Source organism: Acinetobacter sp. FDAARGOS_559, assembly GCF_003940475.1.
GTDB classification, from domain to species: Bacteria; Pseudomonadota; Gammaproteobacteria; order Pseudomonadales; family Moraxellaceae; genus Acinetobacter; species Acinetobacter baumannii.
The window spans coordinates 409,401-430,120 of the sequence record NZ_RKJG01000005.1 but is presented as its reverse complement, the minus strand read 5'-3'; the positions used below and the strand labels follow the sequence as shown (position 1 = coordinate 430,120).

Annotated in this window: 19 protein-coding genes; 16 read left to right on the top strand and 3 right to left on the bottom strand. The window is 39.5% G+C overall.

Annotation, left to right across the window (positions count from 1 at the left end; translation table 11 throughout):
* The first annotated feature begins 13 nt into the window (after nt 1–13).
* From EGS71_RS03515 to EGS71_RS03505, 3 genes are read left to right on the top strand one after another with little or no spacing between them, the layout of a single operon-like run.
* Complete coding sequence (locus EGS71_RS03515) at nt 14–1,135, top strand: phosphotransferase family protein (protein ID WP_000110883.1); 1,122 nt, start codon at nt 14–16, stop codon at nt 1,133–1,135.
* Nucleotides 1,132–1,830: a histidine phosphatase family protein gene (locus EGS71_RS03510; RefSeq protein WP_000208324.1), complete on the top strand. Its 699-nt coding sequence runs from the start codon at nt 1,132–1,134 to the stop codon at nt 1,828–1,830. Before EGS71_RS03515 ends, EGS71_RS03510 begins: the two co-directional genes overlap by 4 nt.
* 15 nt (nt 1,831–1,845) lie before the next feature.
* Entirely contained in the window at nt 1,846–2,589 is a 744-nt protein-coding gene (locus EGS71_RS03505) for an SDR family oxidoreductase (protein ID WP_001140457.1), read from the top strand.
* A gap of 36 nt (nt 2,590–2,625) precedes the next feature.
* Here the strand turns inward: EGS71_RS03505 and EGS71_RS03500 are convergent, their stop codons facing one another.
* From EGS71_RS03500 to EGS71_RS03490, 3 genes are all read right to left on the bottom strand, one after another.
* The gene (locus tag EGS71_RS03500; protein WP_000418526.1) at nt 2,626–3,882 is read right to left on the bottom strand and encodes an OprD family outer membrane porin; all 1,257 of its coding nucleotides are present in this window, start codon (nt 3,880–3,882) and stop codon (nt 2,626–2,628) included.
* Between the two features lie 116 nt (nt 3,883–3,998).
* Nucleotides 3,999–5,348, bottom strand: coding sequence for a spinster family MFS transporter (locus EGS71_RS03495; RefSeq protein ID WP_001076618.1), 1,350 nt, complete (start codon nt 5,346–5,348; stop codon nt 3,999–4,001).
* A 412-nt stretch (nt 5,349–5,760) separates the two neighbouring features.
* Complete coding sequence (locus EGS71_RS03490; RefSeq protein WP_000884019.1) at nt 5,761–6,228, bottom strand: MarR family winged helix-turn-helix transcriptional regulator; 468 nt, start codon at nt 6,226–6,228, stop codon at nt 5,761–5,763.
* 149 nt (nt 6,229–6,377) lie between these two features.
* On the opposite strand from EGS71_RS03490, the gene EGS71_RS03485 reads away from it, so the two are divergent.
* The 13 genes from EGS71_RS03485 (at nt 6,378) to EGS71_RS03425 (ending at nt 20,661) form a co-directional block, all read left to right on the top strand.
* Nucleotides 6,378–7,487 (top strand): amidase, encoded by a 1,110-nt coding sequence (locus tag EGS71_RS03485; protein WP_001021598.1) that lies wholly within the window; start codon nt 6,378–6,380, stop codon nt 7,485–7,487.
* A 36-nt stretch (nt 7,488–7,523) separates the two neighbouring features.
* Nucleotides 7,524–8,672 (top strand): acyl-CoA dehydrogenase family protein, encoded by a 1,149-nt coding sequence (locus EGS71_RS03480; RefSeq protein WP_060706136.1) that lies wholly within the window; start codon nt 7,524–7,526, stop codon nt 8,670–8,672.
* Nucleotides 8,673–8,700: 28 nt separating this feature from the next.
* Nucleotides 8,701–9,060, top strand: a complete 360-nt coding sequence (locus EGS71_RS03475; RefSeq protein WP_000387550.1) for a hypothetical protein — start codon at nt 8,701–8,703, stop codon at nt 9,058–9,060.
* Nucleotides 9,061–9,070: 10 nt separating this feature from the next.
* Nucleotides 9,071–9,598: a nuclear transport factor 2 family protein gene (locus EGS71_RS03470; protein WP_000130500.1), complete on the top strand. Its 528-nt coding sequence runs from the start codon at nt 9,071–9,073 to the stop codon at nt 9,596–9,598.
* Nucleotides 9,599–9,627: 29 nt separating this feature from the next.
* Nucleotides 9,628–10,905 carry an aromatic ring-hydroxylating oxygenase subunit alpha gene (locus tag EGS71_RS03465; protein ID WP_001084472.1) on the top strand — a complete coding sequence of 426 codons (1,278 nt, stop codon included), beginning with the start codon at nt 9,628–9,630 and terminating at the stop codon, nt 10,903–10,905.
* 10 nt (nt 10,906–10,915) lie between these two features.
* Nucleotides 10,916–11,401, top strand: coding sequence for an aromatic-ring-hydroxylating dioxygenase subunit beta (locus EGS71_RS03460; RefSeq protein WP_001056942.1), 486 nt, complete (start codon nt 10,916–10,918; stop codon nt 11,399–11,401).
* Between the two features lie 10 nt (nt 11,402–11,411).
* Nucleotides 11,412–12,149: an SDR family NAD(P)-dependent oxidoreductase gene (locus EGS71_RS03455; protein ID WP_000815906.1), complete on the top strand. Its 738-nt coding sequence runs from the start codon at nt 11,412–11,414 to the stop codon at nt 12,147–12,149.
* Between the two features lie 34 nt (nt 12,150–12,183).
* Nucleotides 12,184–13,137 carry a PDR/VanB family oxidoreductase gene (locus EGS71_RS03450; protein ID WP_000210295.1) on the top strand — a complete coding sequence of 318 codons (954 nt, stop codon included), beginning with the start codon at nt 12,184–12,186 and terminating at the stop codon, nt 13,135–13,137.
* Nucleotides 13,138–13,182: 45 nt separating this feature from the next.
* Nucleotides 13,183–14,139, top strand: coding sequence for a p-hydroxyphenylacetate 3-hydroxylase reductase component (locus EGS71_RS03445; RefSeq protein WP_002010270.1), 957 nt, complete (start codon nt 13,183–13,185; stop codon nt 14,137–14,139).
* A 198-nt stretch (nt 14,140–14,337) separates the two neighbouring features.
* Entirely contained in the window at nt 14,338–15,252 is a 915-nt protein-coding gene (gene feaR / locus EGS71_RS03440; protein WP_001077864.1) for a transcriptional regulator FeaR, read from the top strand.
* 210 nt (nt 15,253–15,462) lie between these two features.
* Nucleotides 15,463–17,778: a primary-amine oxidase gene (tynA, locus tag EGS71_RS03435; protein WP_085944086.1), complete on the top strand. Its 2,316-nt coding sequence runs from the start codon at nt 15,463–15,465 to the stop codon at nt 17,776–17,778.
* Between the two features lie 143 nt (nt 17,779–17,921).
* A complete protein-coding gene (locus EGS71_RS03430) occupies nt 17,922–19,139 on the top strand; it encodes a hypothetical protein (RefSeq protein ID WP_085944088.1) in 1,218 nt (405 codons plus the stop codon).
* Between the two features lie 34 nt (nt 19,140–19,173).
* Nucleotides 19,174–20,661 carry an NAD-dependent phenylacetaldehyde dehydrogenase gene (locus EGS71_RS03425; protein ID WP_000005620.1) on the top strand — a complete coding sequence of 496 codons (1,488 nt, stop codon included), beginning with the start codon at nt 19,174–19,176 and terminating at the stop codon, nt 20,659–20,661.
* The last annotated feature ends 59 nt before the right edge of the window (nt 20,662–20,720 follow it).

Below are 20,720 nucleotides of genomic sequence, written 5' to 3'. Positions count from 1 at the left end.
AAAGGAAGTAAATATGTCGGTAATTGATGTAGGCGGTGAAGTACGTGAAGGTGAAGAACTTGATATTGGGGCAGTTGAAAACTGGTTAAAAAACCAAGGTGTTGAGTTGGTTGGCCCAGCAGTCGTTACTCAATATACAGGTGGGGCGTCGAATTGGACTTATCGTTTAAAGTATGAAAATACCGATTTAATTTTACGACGTCCTCCAAAAGGAACAAAAGCGAAGTCGGCCCACGATATGGCCCGTGAATATATGGTGCAAAAAAATCTTGCGCCTTATTATCCAGTGCTTCCTAAAATGGTGGCACTTTGTCAGGATGAATCGGTCATTGGCTGTGATTTTTATGTCATGGAACGCATTGAAGGCATTATTCCTCGTGCAAAGTTACCGCCTGAGCTTGGTTTTACTGAAGAAAATGTTCATGAGCTTTGTGTAAATGTTATTGATAAGCTGATTGAGTTACATCAAGTTCCTTATGAGAACACGCCTTTAGCTGAACTAGGCAAAGGTGCGGGATATTGCCGTAGACAAGTTGAAGGTTGGGATAAGCGCTATGAAAAAGTCCGTACAATCAACGTTCCTTCATTTAAATATGTCCGAAAATGGTTAAATGATAATATCCCTCAAGACTCTACGACTTGTATTATTCATAATGATTGGCGTTTTGATAATGTGATTTTAGATCCAGAGCATCCAACAGAAGTGATTGGGGTACTGGATTGGGAAATGGCGACCTTAGGTGATCCATTAATGGATTTGGGTAGCGCTTTGGCCTATTGGGTTGAGCCAACGGATAATATGATTTTTAGATCAACACGCCGTCAGCCTACTCACTTAAAGGGAATGTTCTCTCGCAAAGAAGTTGTTGAGTATTATTTGCAAAAAACAGGTCTGGAGCCTGAAAACTGGGCTTTTTATGAAGTCTTCGGTGTATTCCGTTTAGCCGTGATTGCCCAGCAAATCTATTACCGTTATTACCACAAGCAAACCCGAAATCCTGCATTTAAAGATTTCTGGATCGTGATTCATGCGCTACATATTCGAGCTTTAAAACTTATCGCACAGCAAAAATTGCAAGAATCTGAATTTGCTCAGCAATCTCTACAGAAAATACAGGGTATTTTAAGAAGATGACCACAATTTATCTGGTAAGACACGGACAGGCATCGTTTGGTAAAAGTAACTATGATGAGCTGTCTGAAAATGGCGAGGCTCAAGCGACTTTGTTAGGTCGTTATTTTAAGCAAATATTGAAAGAACAACCTTATGTGGTTGCTGGAACTATGCAGCGTCATGAGCAGACTGCAAAGCTTGCACTTAATGAATGCTTTCCAGATGCGGTGATTCATCATAATAATTTATGGAATGAGTTTAACCATCAACAGGTTTTTGCCCGTTATGAGCCGCGATTTGAACAACCTGAACTGTTAAAAGCTGACGTGGCGCAAGAACAGAACCCACGTGCTTATCTTGCCAAAATATTTGAAGGTGCCATTGGACGATGGACAGATGGTGATTTTCATCATGAATATGATGAGTCTTGGCCACATTTTAAAGAAAGAGTCGAAACAGCATTGCAGCAACTTTGTGATGAGTTAGCAAAAACCAAACCTCGCTATGCAATTGTTTTTACCTCGGGTGGTGTGATTTCTGTAGCAATTGGAAAACTGCTTGAACTCAGTCCTAATCGAACTTTTGCATTGAATTGGGCAATTGCTAATACAAGCCTCACGACTTTACGTTTGGTTGGAAATGAAGCTCAGGTTTTAAGTTTAAATGAACATCATTTTATAAAAGCTGAGCGTCCAGATTTACTGACATGGATTTAAAATAAGGATAAAAGCATGGCAAAGACAATTTTAATTACAGGTGCAAGTTCTGGATTGGGCGCGGGTATGGCGCATGAATTTGCAGCCAAAGGCTATAACTTAGCGATTTGTGCACGCCGTTTAGACAGATTAGAAACTTTAAAAACTGAACTGGAAAATCAGTATGGTATTAAAGTAATTGCAAAAAGTCTGGACGTCACCAATTACGATCAGGTTTTTGAAGTATTTCGAGCCTTTAAACAAGAGTTTGGCTATTTAGACCGAATTATTGTAAATGCGGGAGTCGGAAATGGCCGTCGTATTGGTAAAGGTAATTTTGAAATTAACAGAGCCACAGCTGAAACAAACTTTATTTCTGCCTTAGCGCAGTGTGAAGCAGCAGTTGAAATTTTTAGAGAGCAAAACGCTGGTCATTTGGTGGTGATGTCATCCATGAGTGCGATGCGCGGATTACCAAAACATTTATCGACTTATGCGGCAAGTAAAGCTGCGGTCGCTCACTTGGCTGAAGGTATTCGTGCTGAATTACTAGATACTCCAATTAAAGTCTCAACCATTTTCCCGGGTTATATCCGTACCGAAATGAATGAAGGTGCTAAACATTTACCTTTTGAAGTTGACGCCAAAACAGGGTGTAAAGCTTTAGTAAAAGCGATCGAAAAACAACCTGTAAAAGCTTATGTACCGCAGTGGCCGTGGTTACCAATGAGTATTGCCATGAAGGTTTTACCTTTGAGATTGGTTAATAAATTAGGATAAAAAATTACCCCCTAAGATTTAGGGGGTAATTTTTATTTAGAATTTTTTGGTGTAATTAACAAATAAACGGTCTTCACCAAAGTCATTACCATGTTTTACGTTGTAGTCAATCCGAATGTATTGCAGGGCCACACCTTTTAGGAAAGGTTGCTGAAATGCATAGTTTAAAATCACATTAGACTCGGTTTCGTGGTTTTTCTCACCATTAGCTGCTTTAAAGTCATGACCGTAAACATATTTCACCATTGCGTTTAAGCCGGGAATGTAATCTTTAAAGTCATAGCCATACATGACATGGTAAGACTTTTCATCTTCTTTAAAGAAACCTGTAGCATTCCAGTTAATGAAATAGGTTTCTGGCAAGAATCCATCCGGTAGAGGGTAAGCTGATTCACCCATAATTTGCTGGTACCCCAAGCCAAAGGTGTGGTTTTTAACTTTAACGGTTTCAAGTAAACCGATGTTCTGGGCATCAATATCAAAAGTATTGCCGTCATCTTTTGCATTGAAGTATTTAAATTTGGAGGTCAGGGCAAAAGTTGGTTGTTTCCACGTATGCTCAAGCCCTACATAGTGTTTATTGTAGAGATTTTCTAAATTACCAAAATAATATTCGCCCTTCAAAGACGGCGTAAACTGATAGCGCAGGTCAATATAATTTAAGCCATCAGATTCTTTGGTCATTCCATTTGCTGTGAACGAAAACTTTTTAAAATCTTCTTCATTTCGTGGCGAGACTTTTTCCACTCGGCCAATTTCTGCGTAAAGTTGATCTGAAAGTTGTGATTTAAGATTGGTTCCCCAATACGAGGTGAGTAACTGGCGGCTAGCATCAACAGCCGTTACAGGTAAATCTAGCCAGAGTTCACCGACACTTAAAAGTGTTTTGTCATAACCTAGTTTTAAAGTCGCGCCGTATTTTAGATAATCAGATGCTTGAGATTGCGTTTCTTTATTAAAAGGCAAAACTGTATCTGCGACATGTTTGTCTGAACTCAAACGTACGGCGTATTGAACGGAAGCGTCAGCTCCAATCGTAATAGGTTTATCTGCTATGACTAGTGGAGTGTCATGCATTTTCGATTTATAAAATAAAGATGCTGCCTGAGACCAACTACCGGTATCTTTAAGGGCGTCATTATCAAAATCACGATTGATATAGGCATTTTTTAAAGTGAATTTCCACTCATCTTCAGTTTGCTGATTTGGATTTGCAGCCCAAGAACTGCTGCACATAATAAATAAAGTGGCAAAAGCTAAAGTGTGTGGTTTAAAACGGTGAAATAATTCCATAATCCATTTCCAAGATATATGCCAGTCCTCGGCATTACGTATTGTGAAATATTGGTGTGGTGTTCCCTAAATTGTTTAAAGGGAACTCCTGTTTTTATAAGTGGCTGTTGCTTCAATTAATGTAATTTTTCAAGCTTCATGCTTTCACTAAAGGATTTACAGCCTTTAAAAAGTAGAGCCAAAGCCAGTACACAGGACAAACCACCCACAATAGATAAAGAAGAACCCACCATTAATGGATTGCCAAAAACCTTATCTGTAATAATTGCGACTAATGTTGTACCAACACCTAGTCCAATTAAGTTACTTACCAAAAGGAATAGGGCAGAAAGGCGTGCTCTAAATTGGTTGGGTGCTAACATTTGCAATGCTGTTGCCGAAATCACAAGTGGGAAAGAGGCAAAGAACATTGCAGGAATGAGCAAAGTTACTGAAAGCCAGAGTTGATCTGTTTGGGTGAAAAATGCAATTGGAATAATCAGGCCAACAATACCAATCACCCCCGTGAACATCGGTGCATCTTGGCGTCCTTTTTTAATAAACCAGTCGTTTAGCCATCCTGCACAAAACACGCCTAAAGTATTTGCAACTAGCAATATAGTGCCGAGCATATAGCCTGTTTCAGTCGGCGCGAGTTGAAACTTACGAATATAAAATGCTGGTGTCCAACTAGTCAGGCTGTAGAGTGCCATTGCATAAAAGGTAAAACCTAAATAGTGACAAGCAAAAGTTTTTGCATGTTTCTTGATAAACTGTAGGCACTGCGTGAATTTAACTTGGTCAACTTGTCCGCTTTGGTTGAGCTGCTGTCCTTTACGTGCAGGGTCTTTAACTGTCAAAATAAATAGCAAACCAATAATAATGCCGGGTAATCCCACCACTAAAAAGGCAATTTGCCATGCTTTGAGTGCACCTAATAAAGGAACTTCAATGAGTGTCACGCCTTTAAGCAAGTTAATCACATAACCGCCAACTAAAAAGGCGATACCTCCACCTAAGAAAGCACCAATTGAATAGATCCCGACCGCGCGGCCTAGTTTGTCTTTACTGAACATGTCACTAAACATTGAATAGGCCGCTGGAGATAAAGCTGCTTCACCAACGCCCACAGCCATACGGCTTAGGAATAGTTGAATAAAGTTTTTACTTAAACCGCAAGTTGCTGTTGCTAAGCTCCAGACAATAATCCCGATTGAAATCAGTTTTGGTCGGGAAAAACGGTCGGCAATATAGGCTAATGGTAAGCCCATCACAGCGTAGAATAGTGAAAAGGCAAGGCCATGTAACAAGCTAAATTGAGTATCTGAAAGTTGAAGGTCTGCTTTGATGGGTTCAATCATCAACGCCAGAATTTGACGGTCAATAAATGAAAATATATAGGCCAACATACAAAGTATGACCACATACCATGCATATGCATTGGTTTTCTTTTGTGTCCTTTCAACAGCGATATTACTTTGGTTCATACACTTAATCCTTATGTATAAAACGCTTTAAAGAAATTGATCTCTAGCTTCTATTCATCCTCAAAATTTTTGATACGTCCCCATTTGAAATGAATTATGAAACGGCTAGAAATGATTGAATTTGGTTTGGTAAGGGGCCTTGAAGAAGGTGACTTAACACAAACGGAAATAGTAATGCTGACTAGATTATTGAATTATTATTTTCTTTTTATATGTAAAATTCCATTACTTGTTGAGTATGTTTAGATACCTAAAAAGTATGTTAAGTGAGCTATTAGGAGGGGTGAATTATTATAAATATTTGAATTTAATGAATTTTATTATTGATAGCAGATTTTTTATAGTGAGCAGCTAAAGAAAGACTAGCTTTAACTGCTCTAGAGCCAAGTTAATTTAGTGTCGATGGAAATAATTAACTTGATGGCATGAGATCAAATAATTTTTTTAACTGATGATTTAGATTATGCAGTTCATCTTCTGAAAAAGCATTGAGGATCCCCGCTAAGGTAACCACACTAATTTGGTTAATCTGTTCAACAAGCTCAACACCTTTGGCCGTTAATTTCACCATCGAAATCCGTTCATCAGCGGTAGAAGAGTAGACTTCCACAATTCCATCTTCTACCAAACGATATACAGCCTTTGTTGCTGTTGTGAGTTTTAAAGTAGAAAGATTGGCAATGTCAGTGATACTGGCTTCCCCAAGCGCATTGGTACTTAAAATAATTTTGCGGCGAGTATTATCAATGCCAAGTTTCTTTATAGATTTTTCAATAAGTTGTGAATATTTACCATTAACTTGGGAAATCCAGAAAAAGGGGAAGTTTTGAATACTCGACGGTTCTTTATTGGGAAGAAATTGTTCTAAATGATCAAGCATAGCTAAGCAATAACTTAGTAAAAAAAGGGTAATTCTATTATAAACAAAATTTTGCATATTTCCTTGAACACACATTAGAAAAATTACTTGACAATTCCATTAAATTTTCTGATATTTTAATTAATGGATAAAAATACATGGAAAAGTGAATGAATATTATTAGCCAAAGTGTGCAAAAAGGAAACGGCAAACTTAAGGTGATGGTGAAGGACACTATAGATATTCAAGGTCTAAAAACCATTGCTGGCAGTAGAGCTTTATTAGAAGTCGAACCCGCACATGATGATGCTGAGGTAGTTAAAAACATCTTAAAAGCTGATTGCGAAATTATTGGCAAGACAAATTTGCACGAATTGGCTTTTGGAATTACAGGCATTAACCACGCTTTTGGTACACCTATTAACCCTAAATATCCTGAACTTATTCCGGGCGGCTCTTCAAGTGGTTCAGCCGCAGCAGTTGCAGCTAAACAAGCTGACTTTACTTTAGGGACAGACACGGGCGGCTCTATCCGTATGCCCGCTGCATGCTGTGGAGTTTATGGTTTAAAACCGACTTTCGGTCGGGTAAGTCGCGAAGGCGTATACCCGCCGTCAAGTTCTTTAGATTGCGTTGGTCCTTTTGCAAATTCAGTCGAGATGATTGAAAAAGCTATGCAAATTATTGATCCAACTTTTAAGCCGGCTGAATGCACTCGTACACCAAAACTTGCGCTGCTCAATGTCAAAGCAGATGAGGTTGTTTGGAACTGTATTTATCAAGCACTTCAAAAAGCGAATTTAGAGACCGTTTTAGAAAAAGTTGAACATTTTGAAGCAGCTTATGATGCAGGCATGCAGATTATTAACTATGAAAACTGGCAAGCTTTTGGTGAGTTAACCCAAACAGGCTTAATTGGTTCTGATGTAAATAATCGTTTATTAAAAGCAGCCCAAACCACTTTAGAGCAAGTAAAACAAGCAGAAGTTGTGAAAGCACAACTGACAGAGGAACTCGATGCTTTATTAGAAAAATATGACGCATTGGTTCTGCCGACACTTCCACAAATTCCACCAAAAGTTTCTGAAGCTGAAAACACGGTCGCTTTTTTGAACCTAACCGGTTTAGTTCGACCATTTAATTTATCAGGACATCCAGCCATTTCAGTGCCACTTGAAACCAGTGAAGGTTTGCCTGTGGGCTTACAGATCGTATCAAAGCATCAAAAAGATGAGCAATTATGTGCAATAGCTAAATTTTGTGTTGATGCAATGCAATAAATTACAAGGAGTTAGATGATGAATAAGTTGTCTAAAATGGAGTTTGCTTCTCAAGACAAAGCAGTTGATTTAGATGCTTTGTGCCAAGAAATTCGTGAGCGTGCCTGTGCAGGTGAGTTTGATAATCAGGCCTATGTGAGCCAAGACATTATCGAAAAACTTAAAAAAATTGGTGTTTACCGTGCCTTAGTGCCTAAACGTTTTGGTGGTGAAGAATGGTCACCACGGCAGTTTTGTGAGTTGATCGAAACTTTATCTAAAGCTGATGGTTCAGTGGGTTGGGTAGCAAGTTTCGGTATGAGTCCTGCGTATTTAGGAAGTTTGCCGGAAGAAACGCTGAAAGAGTTATACCAAAACGGGCCAGATGTCGTATTTGCCGGAGGTATTTTTCCGCCGCAGCCTGCCGAAATTACCGATGAAGGTGTGGTGGTGCGCGGACGCTGGAAATTCTCAAGTGGTTGTATGGGCGCTGACATTGTTGGCGTGGGAATTTCACCCCTTAAAAATAATGAAATGCAAGGTTTACCACGCATGGCAGTGATGCCTGCCAACAAAGCCAAAATCGAAATGACATGGGACACTGTTGGCCTAAAAGGTACCGGAAGCCATGATTTGGTGGTTGAAGATGTATTGGTCGAAAAGAAATGGACCTTTGTACGTGGCGAACCTTCAAAACTCAGCGAGCCATTTTTTAAATATCCATCACTGTCTTTAGCGACTCAAGTATTAACCGTGGTGGGTATTGGGGTTGCAGCTGCCGCATTAGAAGAATTTGAAAAATTAGCACCGGGTAAAGCATCTATTACAGGTGGGTCAGAAATTGCAAACCGCCCAGTGACTCAATATGAGTTTGCTCAAGCTGATGCAGAGTTTCAGGCGGCAAAGTCTTGGTTTTATCAAACCATGGATATTGTGTGGAATGAAATTATTGCTGGTCGTGAAGCAACTGCTGAACAAATTAGCGATATGCGTTTGGCATGTACCCATGCAGCGCGAGTTTGCGCCAAAGTCACCCGAAAAATGCAAATGCTTGCGGGTATGACAGCGATTTATACCAACAATCCATTTAGCCGTTTTGTAAATGACACCAACGTGGTGACCCAGCATGCCTTTATGGGTGATGCAACTTTACAAAATGCAGGTTTAGTCAGTTTCGGGTTAAAGCCAACCCCTGGTTATCTATAAGTTTAAATTTTAAAAAAGGAATATTGAGATGGAAGCTAAAAAACCATTACGCGTGTTGTTTTGCATGGGTATTAACCAGAACTTTTTTGATGCAGAACCTGCTGAAGCAAAAGCGGTTTGGGCAGCATTTGGTGAAATGTGGAATGGCATTCATGACCTACCTGGTGTGCATGTTTTTGGGAATCTTGATGATGACCAAAGCATGGTGGGTGCAAGTACGGGCTGGCCTTGGACCACTTATTTGCTTGCAGATGTTCCGGATATTGAGACAGTACATGCAGCTTGTAACTTGTTTAGAACGACCGTAGTGGGTGAAGGGCCATACAAACTTTGGAAATATTGCAAAGTTGAAGCTCGTGTTGGGCGTGAATTGATTATTCAACGTTAAGGCGACCGCAATGACTGACAAAGTGAATATTGCAGAAATCATAGAACGGCTAGAACAGTTGGAAGCACACAATGCCATTCGTAACTGCATAAACCGTTATATGGAAATCTGCGACGAGCTCAATGCAAATACAGATCTTTATGAGTTGATGAATCTTTTTGATCAAGACTGTATTTGGGAAGGTATTGGTGAGAAATATGCCAAATCTTTTGGCCGTTATGATTCTTGGCAGTCGATTTACGACATGTTCAAACGCTATACACAAAAAGAATCTCACTTTGTCATGAATGCACACTTTGTAAATTCAGAACAAATTTATGTAAATCAAAATGATGCAAATGCTTCATGGCTGATGTTGCAAACTTCAACTTTTCAAGATGGCCGTAGTCATCTAAATGCAGCAAAGCTCAAGGTGAAGTTTCAGAAGCAAGCAGATGGAACATGGAAAATTAAACATTTCCAAACACAGAATATTTTCAGTCGTCCGGTATCGCATTGGCACAGTGAAGCCGAGTTGCCGGTACCTTCCCAGGAATGACCCAGGACATATTTAAAAGGACTATTGATATGAACAGTATTATCCCAACGCATAACATTGGCATTGATTATGATGCTTTAGTTAAAAGTGACCGTGCCCATACTTCTCTTTATAAAGATGAACGCATTTTTGATGAAGAGATGGAAAAAATCTTTTATAGCACTTGGGTGTGGGTTGCGCATACCAGCGAAATTCCAGAAGGCGGAAGCTATAAAACCATTAATATCGGTAAACAGCCTGTTGTAGTGGTGCGTGACCGTAAAAAGAAAGTCCATGTACTTTTAAACCGTTGCCGTCACCGTGCAGCAACCGTATGTGAACATAAAAAAGGAAAAACTAACAGTTTTGTATGCCCATATCACGGTTGGAGTTATGCACTTGATGGCAGTTTACGTGGTGTGCCATCTCCGGAAAGTTACGGCGATTGTTTAGATAAGTCAGAATTACCGCTGGTGAGTCTACGGGTAGAAGAATATAACGGCATGATCTTCGCTTCATTTAAAGAAGACATCCAACCGCTTGAAGAGTTCCTTGGGCCTGCGAAAAAATGGATTGACCTGTTTATGAAACAAGGTGCGGGTTATCCAATTAAAGTGTTGGGTGAACACCGTTTCCGTTTCCCGGGTAACTGGAAAATCCAGCTTGAAAATACCACCGATGCATATCACTTCCCGTTGGTACATAAGTCATTCTTAAGTTCTGTAGATGAAAAAACCGAAGAACTCTTTAACTTCGAAAACCAGCCGGGCTTTGTTGAAGACTTAGGTAATGGTCACAGTGTCATGGTGATGATTCCTGAACTGGTCGATTTAGAAGAAGACTTAATGGAGCGACCAATTCAAGAGCGTTTCGAAGACTTGGCTCAAGCTTTGCGTGATGAAGGTCATGAAGAGTTAGAAGTACGCCGTATTGTTCGTGCCGTCGGTGGTTCTGGCTTTAACTTAAATTTATTTCCGAATATTGCGTGCTCAATGGCGTTCTTCCGTGTGTTACAGCCAATTTCAGTTGCTGAAACAGAAATTCATCACTCGGTGATTACGATGGATGGCGGTCCACAAATTGCCAATCAATATCGTTTACGTTTGCATGAACATTTCCAAGGCCCATTTGGTTTTGGTACGCCAGATGACTCTGAGGCTTGGGAACGCGTGCAACACGGTGCCAATGCCGGTAATGATTTATGGATCATGCTCAACCGCGGTTTACCGGGCGAAGTCAAAACTGAAGATGGCTTAAAAAGTGATGTCAGTGCTGAAACAGGTATGCGTGCAGCATATCAGCAATGGAAAAAGATGATGACAGCTTAAGGAGAGAGCAATGAATATGAATCTGCAATTATTAAATGAAGTCACTGCTTTCATCTGGGCTGAAGCAGATATGTTAGACCACAGCGAGTACCGTGAATGGCTTAATTTATGGAGTGAAAAGGGCATTTATATCATTCCGATTGACCCGAACCTCACAGACTACGAAAACAACTTAAATTATGCCTATGACGATAATCATATGCGTAAGTTACGGGTAGAGCGTCTTGAAAATGGTGAGGCAATTTCTACAGCACCAAAGGCGAATACGGTACGCAGTATTTCGCGAGTACGAGTGATTCAAGATCAAAATGATGAAATCGTTTTACGTTGTGCTCAAAACCTACGTGAATTCCGTAAAGAAAACCTCAAGCATTACACGGCCGATATTACATACCATCTAACTCGTGATGCCGATACTGGTTTTAAGATTAACCGTAAAATCATTAACTTGGTTAACTCAACAGATACCTTGGCTGGTATTAGCTACATTCTTTAGGAGCGGTAACATGAAACAGGTTGTTTTAGTGACAGGTGCTGCTTCTGGACTCGGTAATGTGATTGCTGAATATTTTGCGAGCCAAGGCCATCAAGTGATTTTGTCAGCCAGTACGCTTGAAAAAGCCGAAAATGCCAAGGCACAAAGTCAGTATGCCCAAAATATGTTTCCTTTAAAGCTGGATATTTCGGTCGAGGCAGATTTTCATGCAGCGGTGCAATGGATTGAAGAGAAATTTTCTAAACTTGATGTGTTAATTAACAATGCCACCGTCACCAAAGCAACGCCTGTATTAGAAATTACCGCAGCCGATTTTGATTGGGTGACCCAAGTTAATCAACGCGGCACCTTTCAGGCTTGTCAAATTATTGGCCAATATATGGCGAAAAAAGGTTATGGACGCATCATTAATATGGCGTCGTTAGCAGGACAAAACGGCGGTACTGCAACGGGTGCACACTACGCGGCAACCAAAGGTGCCATTGTGACGTTAACCAAAATCTTTGCCAAAGAGTTTGCGGCAAAAGGTGTTACGGTCAATGCGATTGCACCGGGACCAATGGAGTCACCAATCGTTCATAGTGTGGTGCCAGACGAAAAAATGGAACAGTTCATCCAGAATATTCCGGTTAAGGCCTTAGGAAGTATGCATTTTATTGCTGAAACTTGTGGGTTGCTTGCGAGTCCAAATGCAAGTTTTGTGACTGGCACAACATGGGATATTAACGGTGGTTTATTCATGCGTTAAGCCAATCGCTTAACCATGAAAAGGGAGTTAAATCATGACTACACTTTATGATGTTGTCGTTAAAAATCGCCATGTGGAAGGTGGAAATATTGCAGTTATGGAGTTTGAATCTGCAACTTCTGCTGCATTACCAAAGGTTGAACCCGGTGCACATATTGATGTGCACTTACCGAATGGTATGGTGCGCCAATATTCGCTTTGCCAAAATCCAAATGACGAAGGAAAGTTTCGCCTTGGAATCTTACGTGACCCTGAATCACGTGGCGGCTCGATTTCTGCATTTGATGAAATTAGAGATGGGATGCAAATTCAGGTCAGTGAGCCAAAAAATTTATTTCCACTTTTAAAAGCCAAGCACAGTGTATTGATTGGCGGTGGAATCGGGATTACGCCATTAATTACGATGGCATATCAACTTGCACATGAAGGTGCATCATTTGAGCTTCACTACTGTGGTGCTAGCCCTGAAAAATGTGCTTTTGTTGATGAAATTAAAAATGGTGTGTTAGCACAATACACAACTTTCCATTTTAAATCTGAAGGCGCAAGCCACAGAGCATTTTTTGAATCTGCCATTAAAGATATTGACCCTGAAAGTCATATTTATACCTGTGGTCCAGTCGGTTTCATGGATTGGGTGATTAATCTCGCCACGACTCACGATTTTCCTGAGCAGCAAATCCACAAAGAGTATTTCCAAGTCGAAACAGACACGTCAGGAGATTCATTTGAGGTGGTGGCTGAGCGAAGTGGAAAAATCATTATGGTCGAAGCTGGTGAAACCATTTTGCAGGCTTTGGCTAAAGAAGGCATCGAGATCGAAATGTCATGCGAGCAAGGCGTATGTGGAACCTGCATGTGCGATGTGATTGAAGGCGAACCAGATCACAGAGATGTTTATTTTACTGACGAAGAAAAGGCCAGCAATGAGCAAATATTAGTGTGCTGTTCACGCTCTAAAACACCGAGATTAGTTTTAGATATCTAATGCTCTCGCGATTTATATGGATGTAAGAGAAGGTTTAGGAGAAAGATGATGAATGTATTACAACAAATAGATGAGTTTACGGTCGATCCACTACAGTTTCGACGAGCATTAGGAAATTTTGCAACAGGCGTTACCATTGTTACTGCACAAAATGCACAAGGTGAGAAAGTCGGTGTAACCGCAAATAGTTTTAACTCGGTATCACTCGATCCACCACTTATTTTGTGGAGTATTGATAAAAAATCGTCAAGTTTTTCAGTATTTGAAGAAGCAACACATTTTGCAGTTAATATTTTATCGGGCACGCAAATTGAGCTGTCTAATAAGTTTTCGAGACGCAATATAGATAAATTTGCCGACACAAATTTTCAACTCGGTGCAGGACGTGCACCCATCTTAGAAAATTGTTCTGCGGTGTTTGAGTGCGAACGCTATCAGGTTATTGAAGGCGGTGATCACTGGATTATTATTGGTAAGGTGGTTCGTTTCCATGACCAAGGTCGAAGCCCATTGGTCTACCATCAAGGTGCATATTCTTGTGTCATGCCGCATCCGAGCCTTCAAGTTAAGCAAACTGAACAGAGCGGCGTAGACCAAACACATTATGGGCACTTATATAATAATGTCTGCTACTTAATGAGCCGTGCTTTCAAAGCTTATCAAACCGACTATATTCCAAAGCAAATGGCTTCGGGTTTTCGTACCAGTGAATCTCGTCTCTTGCTTGTTTTGGCCAGTGGTACTGCTTCAAGTAAAGAAGATTTACCGCGCGATATTGCTATGCCAATGCAAGAAGTTGAAAGGTCGGCTGAAATTCTAAAATTTGAAGGATTATTGGTCGATCATGATAATTTGTACGCCCTGACCGAAAAAGGCAAACAAACGGCGCAGTATTTGTTTGATATTGCCGATAGCCACCAAAATGAGGTGTTTAAAAAGTATTCTGAGGAACAAAAGAATATTTTTATTACCATGCTGCGAGATTTTGCGGGAGTAGCATAAGCCCCATTAAGCTGATAAATTGAATTGATTTATCAGCTTCTTTACATCTAGCTGACTATCATCAAAACAATTCCACGGATAAGGAATTTTTGGCACACAATTTGTTTATCAATAAAACATGATTGCAAATATGCCAAGACAGTGCACCACCACAAGCGCAAAATCTTGAGCGGTGGCACATGTATAGAGAGGTAAGGGATGAACCAATATGTAAGTGATGCATTACTCACATGGACGCACCATATTAAAAATGTGTGCGGCAATTTTGAAACCGATTTTGATGGAACCCGTAATTTATTCATTGGTGAGGTTCAGTGCTTTTTATTGGGCGATACCGAAATTGCTTTTATTAAAAATAATGCCAATAAAATTGTCCGAAAAGCCGATGAAATAGATCGAGTGAATAATCGTTTTTGTTTTTTGATTTTGCAGTATTCGGGAAAAATGCTGCTCGAGTATAAGAATGAGACTCTAAGTCTGAATGAAGGCGATATTGTGTTGGTAGACCCGGTCGAAACTATTTCGATGTATCCGCAAGGTTTGGTGAGTCAGATTTCAGTGCACCTGTCGCGTGAAAAATTACTTAAAGAAAATATTAGTACCGAATATTTTGGAAAACTGATTACGCAAAATATGAGTGGTTTTTTACTCAAGAATATTTTGAAAAATATGTCTGCTGAAAACATCAAACTTTGGTATGCAACGGAAGATGGTAATGCTTTTGAAGATGCGCTGATTGCTTTAATCAAACCCACAATCAATTATAAAAATATTAATAGTTCAAATAACCTGATGGAAAAAGCCGAGCGTTTTATTATTGAGAACTTAGCAAAACCAGATTTAACCCCTAAATTAATTGCAGAGCATATTGGAGTATCACTACGACATCTCTACCGTTTATTCCTTCAAGAAAATTTATCTATTAACAAATACATACAGCTCAAACGCCTAGAAAAAGTCAAAGCAGATTTACTCGATAAAAAGAACAAACAGAATTCGATTGCCCAAATTGCCTTGAAGTGGGGGTTTTGGGATGGTGCTCATTTTTCAAAAATCTTTAAAAAGACCTATGGTATCTCTCCTAAAGAATTTAGAGAGGGTATGTCAGTTTAAAATACTTCTTCTTTTAATGTCATTTTTAGACAAATTCGACGTCATTCTTGAACAAGCTAGCCCTATGTAACTGTGTTGAAATTAAATTCATTAGAACAGGTTAGATAAGCTTAATAACCATAGAACTATTAAGTTGGTCTAATGAATTTCACTCACAGGAAAGTGCATTTTAACTGTCTGATTCAGATAGTTCAGGGATAGATGAAAAGGATGAAACCAATGCGTAAACAACGATTATTGAATGACATACAAAAAATACTGGCACTTAACTTATCAATCGCTGCAAGCTTTTGGGGACTCAATACTCAAGCGTTTGCGCATGGTGGAAAGGCCGACATGGTCTCACTTTATCAGAACATGAATGAGCAAGGCGCTAAAGTTGTTAAAGATGACTTTACCAATACCTATACAATTACCAAAGGTTCTATAGTGGTGAGAGCCAAGCCAAACTCAAATCAGGTTTTAGTGAATGGCAAACCTTTAAAACTCAGTGTCCCGTTATTAATCAAAGATGGTAAGCCTGTTATTGGAAAAGATTTTTTTAACGAAGTCTTCCAGTCTGGGTTAGATCAAACCTTTAAAATTGAAAATACGTTTCATCCACTCAATAGCTTAAATTCCGATGAAATTAAAAAGACATTTGATGTGATTAACCGCTCGAAATACGCCTATAAAAATATGCGTTTTGCCGAGTTAAAGCTTAAAGAACCTGAAAAAGCCAAAGTATGGGATTACTTTATTAATCATAAAGATTTTAAAGAAGATCGTATTGCCTCATTTATTTTATTAAAGGGCAATCAAGCGATTGAAGGTGAAGTTAATCTTAATACTCAACAAGTCACAAAATGGAATGTACTTAAAGATACTCACGGTATGGTTTTGCTTGATAATTTTGAAGCCGTACAGCGCGTAATTGAGACGAGTAAAGAATATCAAGACGCGTTACGCAAACGCGGTATTACCGATGTGAAGAAAGTGATCGCTACTCCGCTAACTGTTGGATATTTTGGCGGTAAAGATGGTCTGGATAAACAACTCAATATATTAAAAGTCGTTGCTTATCTCGATGTCGGCGATGGTAACTATTGGGCGCATCCTATTGAGAACCTAGTTGCTGTAGTCGATTTAGATAAAGAAAAAATTATCAAGATTGAAGAAGGTGCGATCATTCCTGTGCCAATGGCAAATCGACCTTATATGTCGAATAAGCCCGTAGCAAGTAAGCTAAAACCACTCAATATTACTGAACCTGAGGGTAAGAACTTTAGCATTACCGGTCAAACCATACATTGGGGCAACTGGTGTTTGCATGTGGCGTTAGATTCTCGTGTTGGCTTGCAGCTTTCAACTGTGACTTATAAAGATAAGGGCGTAAAGCGTAAAGTCATGTATGAGGGTAACTTGGGTGGAATGGTGGTTCCATATGGTGACCCTGATATTGGATGGTACTTCAAATCTTATTTAGACTCTGGCGAATATGGTATGGGAACACTTACCTCATCTATTCTTCCGGGAACAGATGCACCCGACAATGCAGTTTTACTTGATGCCGTGATTGCAGACTATAAAGGCCAGCCACAAGTGATTCCAAATGCCATTGCCGTGTTTGAACGTTATGCAGGACCTGAATATAAACATCACGAAATTTTTGGCAATCAGGATGCGAGTGAAGCACGCCGTGAACTTGTTGTGCGCTGGATTAGTACAGTTGGAAACTACGATTACATGTTTGACTGGGTATTTTCCCAAAATGGTGTAATTGGAATTAATGCGGGTGCAACGGGTATTGAAGCTGTTAAAGGTGTTAAAGCACGCACCATGCATGACAGTACTGCCAAAGAAGACACCAAATATGGAACTTTAATTGACCATAATATTGTGGGTACAACGCATCAGCACATCTATAACTTCCGCTTAGACATGGATGTAGATGGGGAAAATAACAGCTTTATGCATATGGACCCTGTAGTGAAAGCCAATGACAAAGGTGGTGTTCGTACAAGTTCAATGCAAATTGACAGTAAAGTCATTACCAATGAGCAAAATGCAGCTGAAAAGTTTGATCCATCTACCATTCGATTACTGACTAATTTCAATAAGGAAAATAAATTAGGTAATCCGGTTTCTTACCAATTGATTCCTTTTGCAGGTGGAACACACCCTGTGGCGAAAGGAGCTAATTTTTCTAAAGATGAATGGTTATTTAAACGTTTGAACTTTATGGATAAGCAAATTTGGGTGACTCAGTACAATCCAGACGAACGCTATCCTGAAGGGAAATATTCAAACCGTTCAACTCATGATACAGGCTTAGGACAGTTCATTGGTAACAACGAAAATATTGAAAATAAAGACCTTGTGGTGTGGATGACAACAGGCACAACCCATGTGGCACGTGCTGAAGAATGGCCAATTATGCCGACAGAATGGGTTTATACCCTAATCAAACCTTGGAACTTCTTTGACAACACCCCGACTTTAAACTTGGGTGAAGAAGAGCAAAGCACGCAGCACGACCATCACTAAAGACCAACATGACGAGGATGGGTAACGAATAAATTACCCATATCTGAGCACGGTTAGGCTGTTCGCAAAAAAGGAATTTCTCAATGAAAAATTTATTTTCTCAGGTTGTGAGAGGGACTCTCTTTGTCTCATTTTTTTCAACTGTGCATGCTGGTGAACTTGAAATTAAGCCAACTTTTGAAGCAACTTTTGGAGCTTTTAGTAGTGGTAAAAGCTATAACGGCGAAAACCTACATGATGAAAGAATCAATTGGCAAGAAGGCCATCTTAAATATGGTGCTAAAGGACAATACACCTTTAAAAACAATCAGCTCTATGCAAGTTTGAGTGGTATTAGTTCGGCCACATTTGGTGATGGTGACGCAGGCCAAAATAGTAATGGCAAAGAACGTAAAACAGATGTGAATGAATGGGTCATTGGTTTTAAAGACGGCACCAATAAAGATGAGTTAACGACCTATGATTTAAGTATTGGTCGGCAAAATATCATGATTGGTGACGGGTTCTTTATTGCGGGTGATGCATTAAACCTTGGAAAAGCGCCTGCGGATGGCACACTAGATCGAGGCGGAGCATATTATCTGGCAGCTCGTCGAAGCTTTGATTTTACAAGTTTGCTTCAATATAAACCGCAAGAGAATACAACGCTAAAGCTGGCTTATTTAAAGTCAGATAATAAAGCACAATTTTCCCCAGAACTATTTGTGACTGATCTGATGTATCAGCTTAAAGATAAGGGCGTTGGGTTTACCTATTTAAACGTATTAGATCTTACAGATGCTGAACAGGTTTCAGGACGACAAGACCTTAAAAATTATGCTTTACGCTTGAATTATCAACCTTTACCAGAGATACAAGTTAAAACTGAGTTTGTAGTTCAAGATAAAAAAGATGGCCAAGAAAATGCTGGCTACTTAGCGCTGAACTATAACTTTTTATCTTCAAAATATACGCCTTCATTAGGCTACCGTTTTAGTCATTTTTCAGACCAATACGACCCTATGTTTTATGGAAATACGGTCGGCTTTGGTACATGGTTTCAGGGTGAAGTTGCCGGAAACTATGCTGGACCATTCAATAAAAATGCCGACATTCATCAACTTTCTTACATGATGAACTTAAAAGAAAATTTTATGTTGGGTGCTTTGGCCTATAAGTTTAAAACAGTAAATAAGTCTTTAACCAATATAGATGGATATGAGCTGGATGTCTTTTCAGTCTGGTCAGTTAATAAAAAATTCAACGTGATTCCTTTAGTGGGACTTTATAAACCAAAACACGATATCCATAGTGGCGGTACTCAAAACTACGATGACAAAACCAATGTCTATGCGCAGTTAATTTTGCAATACATCTATTAATAAATCCTTTTAAATGAATTGAGAGAAATAAAAAATGAGTGAAGTTAAGATTTTACAAAGCGTGCAGCAATTTATGACACGTCAACATGGACATTTTATTGATGGAAAATTAGCTACTGCAGAGCATTTAGATAAAGTGGATATTGTGAATCCATCGACTGAACAAGTGGTTGCTCAAATTAGTATTGGTAGTCAACAAGATGTCGAAAGCGCCGTCAAAAGTGCTGAACATGCTTTTCAAAATGCTTGGGCTGAAACGACGCCGTATGAACGTGGCGTTAAACTGAACAAGCTAGCCGATTTAATTGAGCAATATGGTGAAGAACTTGCACAACTCGAGACGTTGTCTACAGGAAAACTTATCAATATTTCCCGTCATCTTGAAGTTGCACAATCCGTTATTTTCTTAAGATATTTTGCAGGGTGGGCAACCAAAATTAATGGTCAAACCATGCAACCGTCTATTCCTTCTATGCAAGGTGAGAAATATACAGCCTTTACTTTAAGGCAACCAGTGGGTGTGGTTGCAGGGATTGTGCCTTGGAATTTTTCACTCATGATTGGCGTTTGGAAAATCGGTTCAGCTTTAACAACAGGCTGTACCATTGTGCTTAAACCAAGTGAGTTTGCCAGTTTATCTTTATTACGTTTAGCTGAACTTGCTATTGAGGCAGGTATTCCAGCCGGTGTAATTAATGTAGTGACAGGTAAGGGCGATACAGGGCAATATTTAATTGAATCTCCGCTCGTTAAGAAAGTTTCGTTTACAGGTTCAGTACCAACCGGCATTGCCATTGGTAAGCTCGCGATGAATAGTGATTTAACCCGTGTAAGTCTAGAGCTGGGCGGTAAAAATGCCATAGCCGTTTTGGCTGATGCAAATATTGATGAGATTTTACCAACTTTATTACAAGCAACTTTTGTGCATCAAGGTCAAGTTTGTGCATCCCCAGAACGGTTTTTTGTACACCGTACAAAATATGATGAATTGGTAGAAAAACTCTCTAAAGCTCTCTCTAGTTTCAAAATTGGTTCGGCCATGGATGAGAGAAGTATGTTTGGTCCACTCTCTAATCAGCCACATTTTCATAAAGTAAAACATTATTTAGATATGGCTAAAGCTAACAATCAGATTATTGCAGGTGGAGAGGCTCTAGATCAGACAGGGTATTTTGTACAGCCGACTTTAATTTCTTTTAAAAATACGGATGATCCTTTATTTTCAGAGGAAACTTTTGGTCCAGTAGTTGGGGTAATGTCATTCGACACTGATGAAGAACTCGTTCAACTGATGAATCAGTCACGCTTTGGTTTAACCGCAAGTATTTGGACAAATGACTTATCTAAAGCCTTACGTTTAATTCCTAAAATTGAAGCAGGTACCTTGTGGGTTAATATGCATACGTTCTTAGATCCATCAGTTCCATTTGGTGGCGTGAAAGCTTCAGGAATTGGTAGGGAGTTTTCAGATGCATTTATTGAAGATTACACCGAATTAAAATCGGTGATGATTCGGTATTAAATTTCAAAACTCTAAGAAATATAAAAAATGGCCCCTATAGGCCATTTTTTTGAATCATT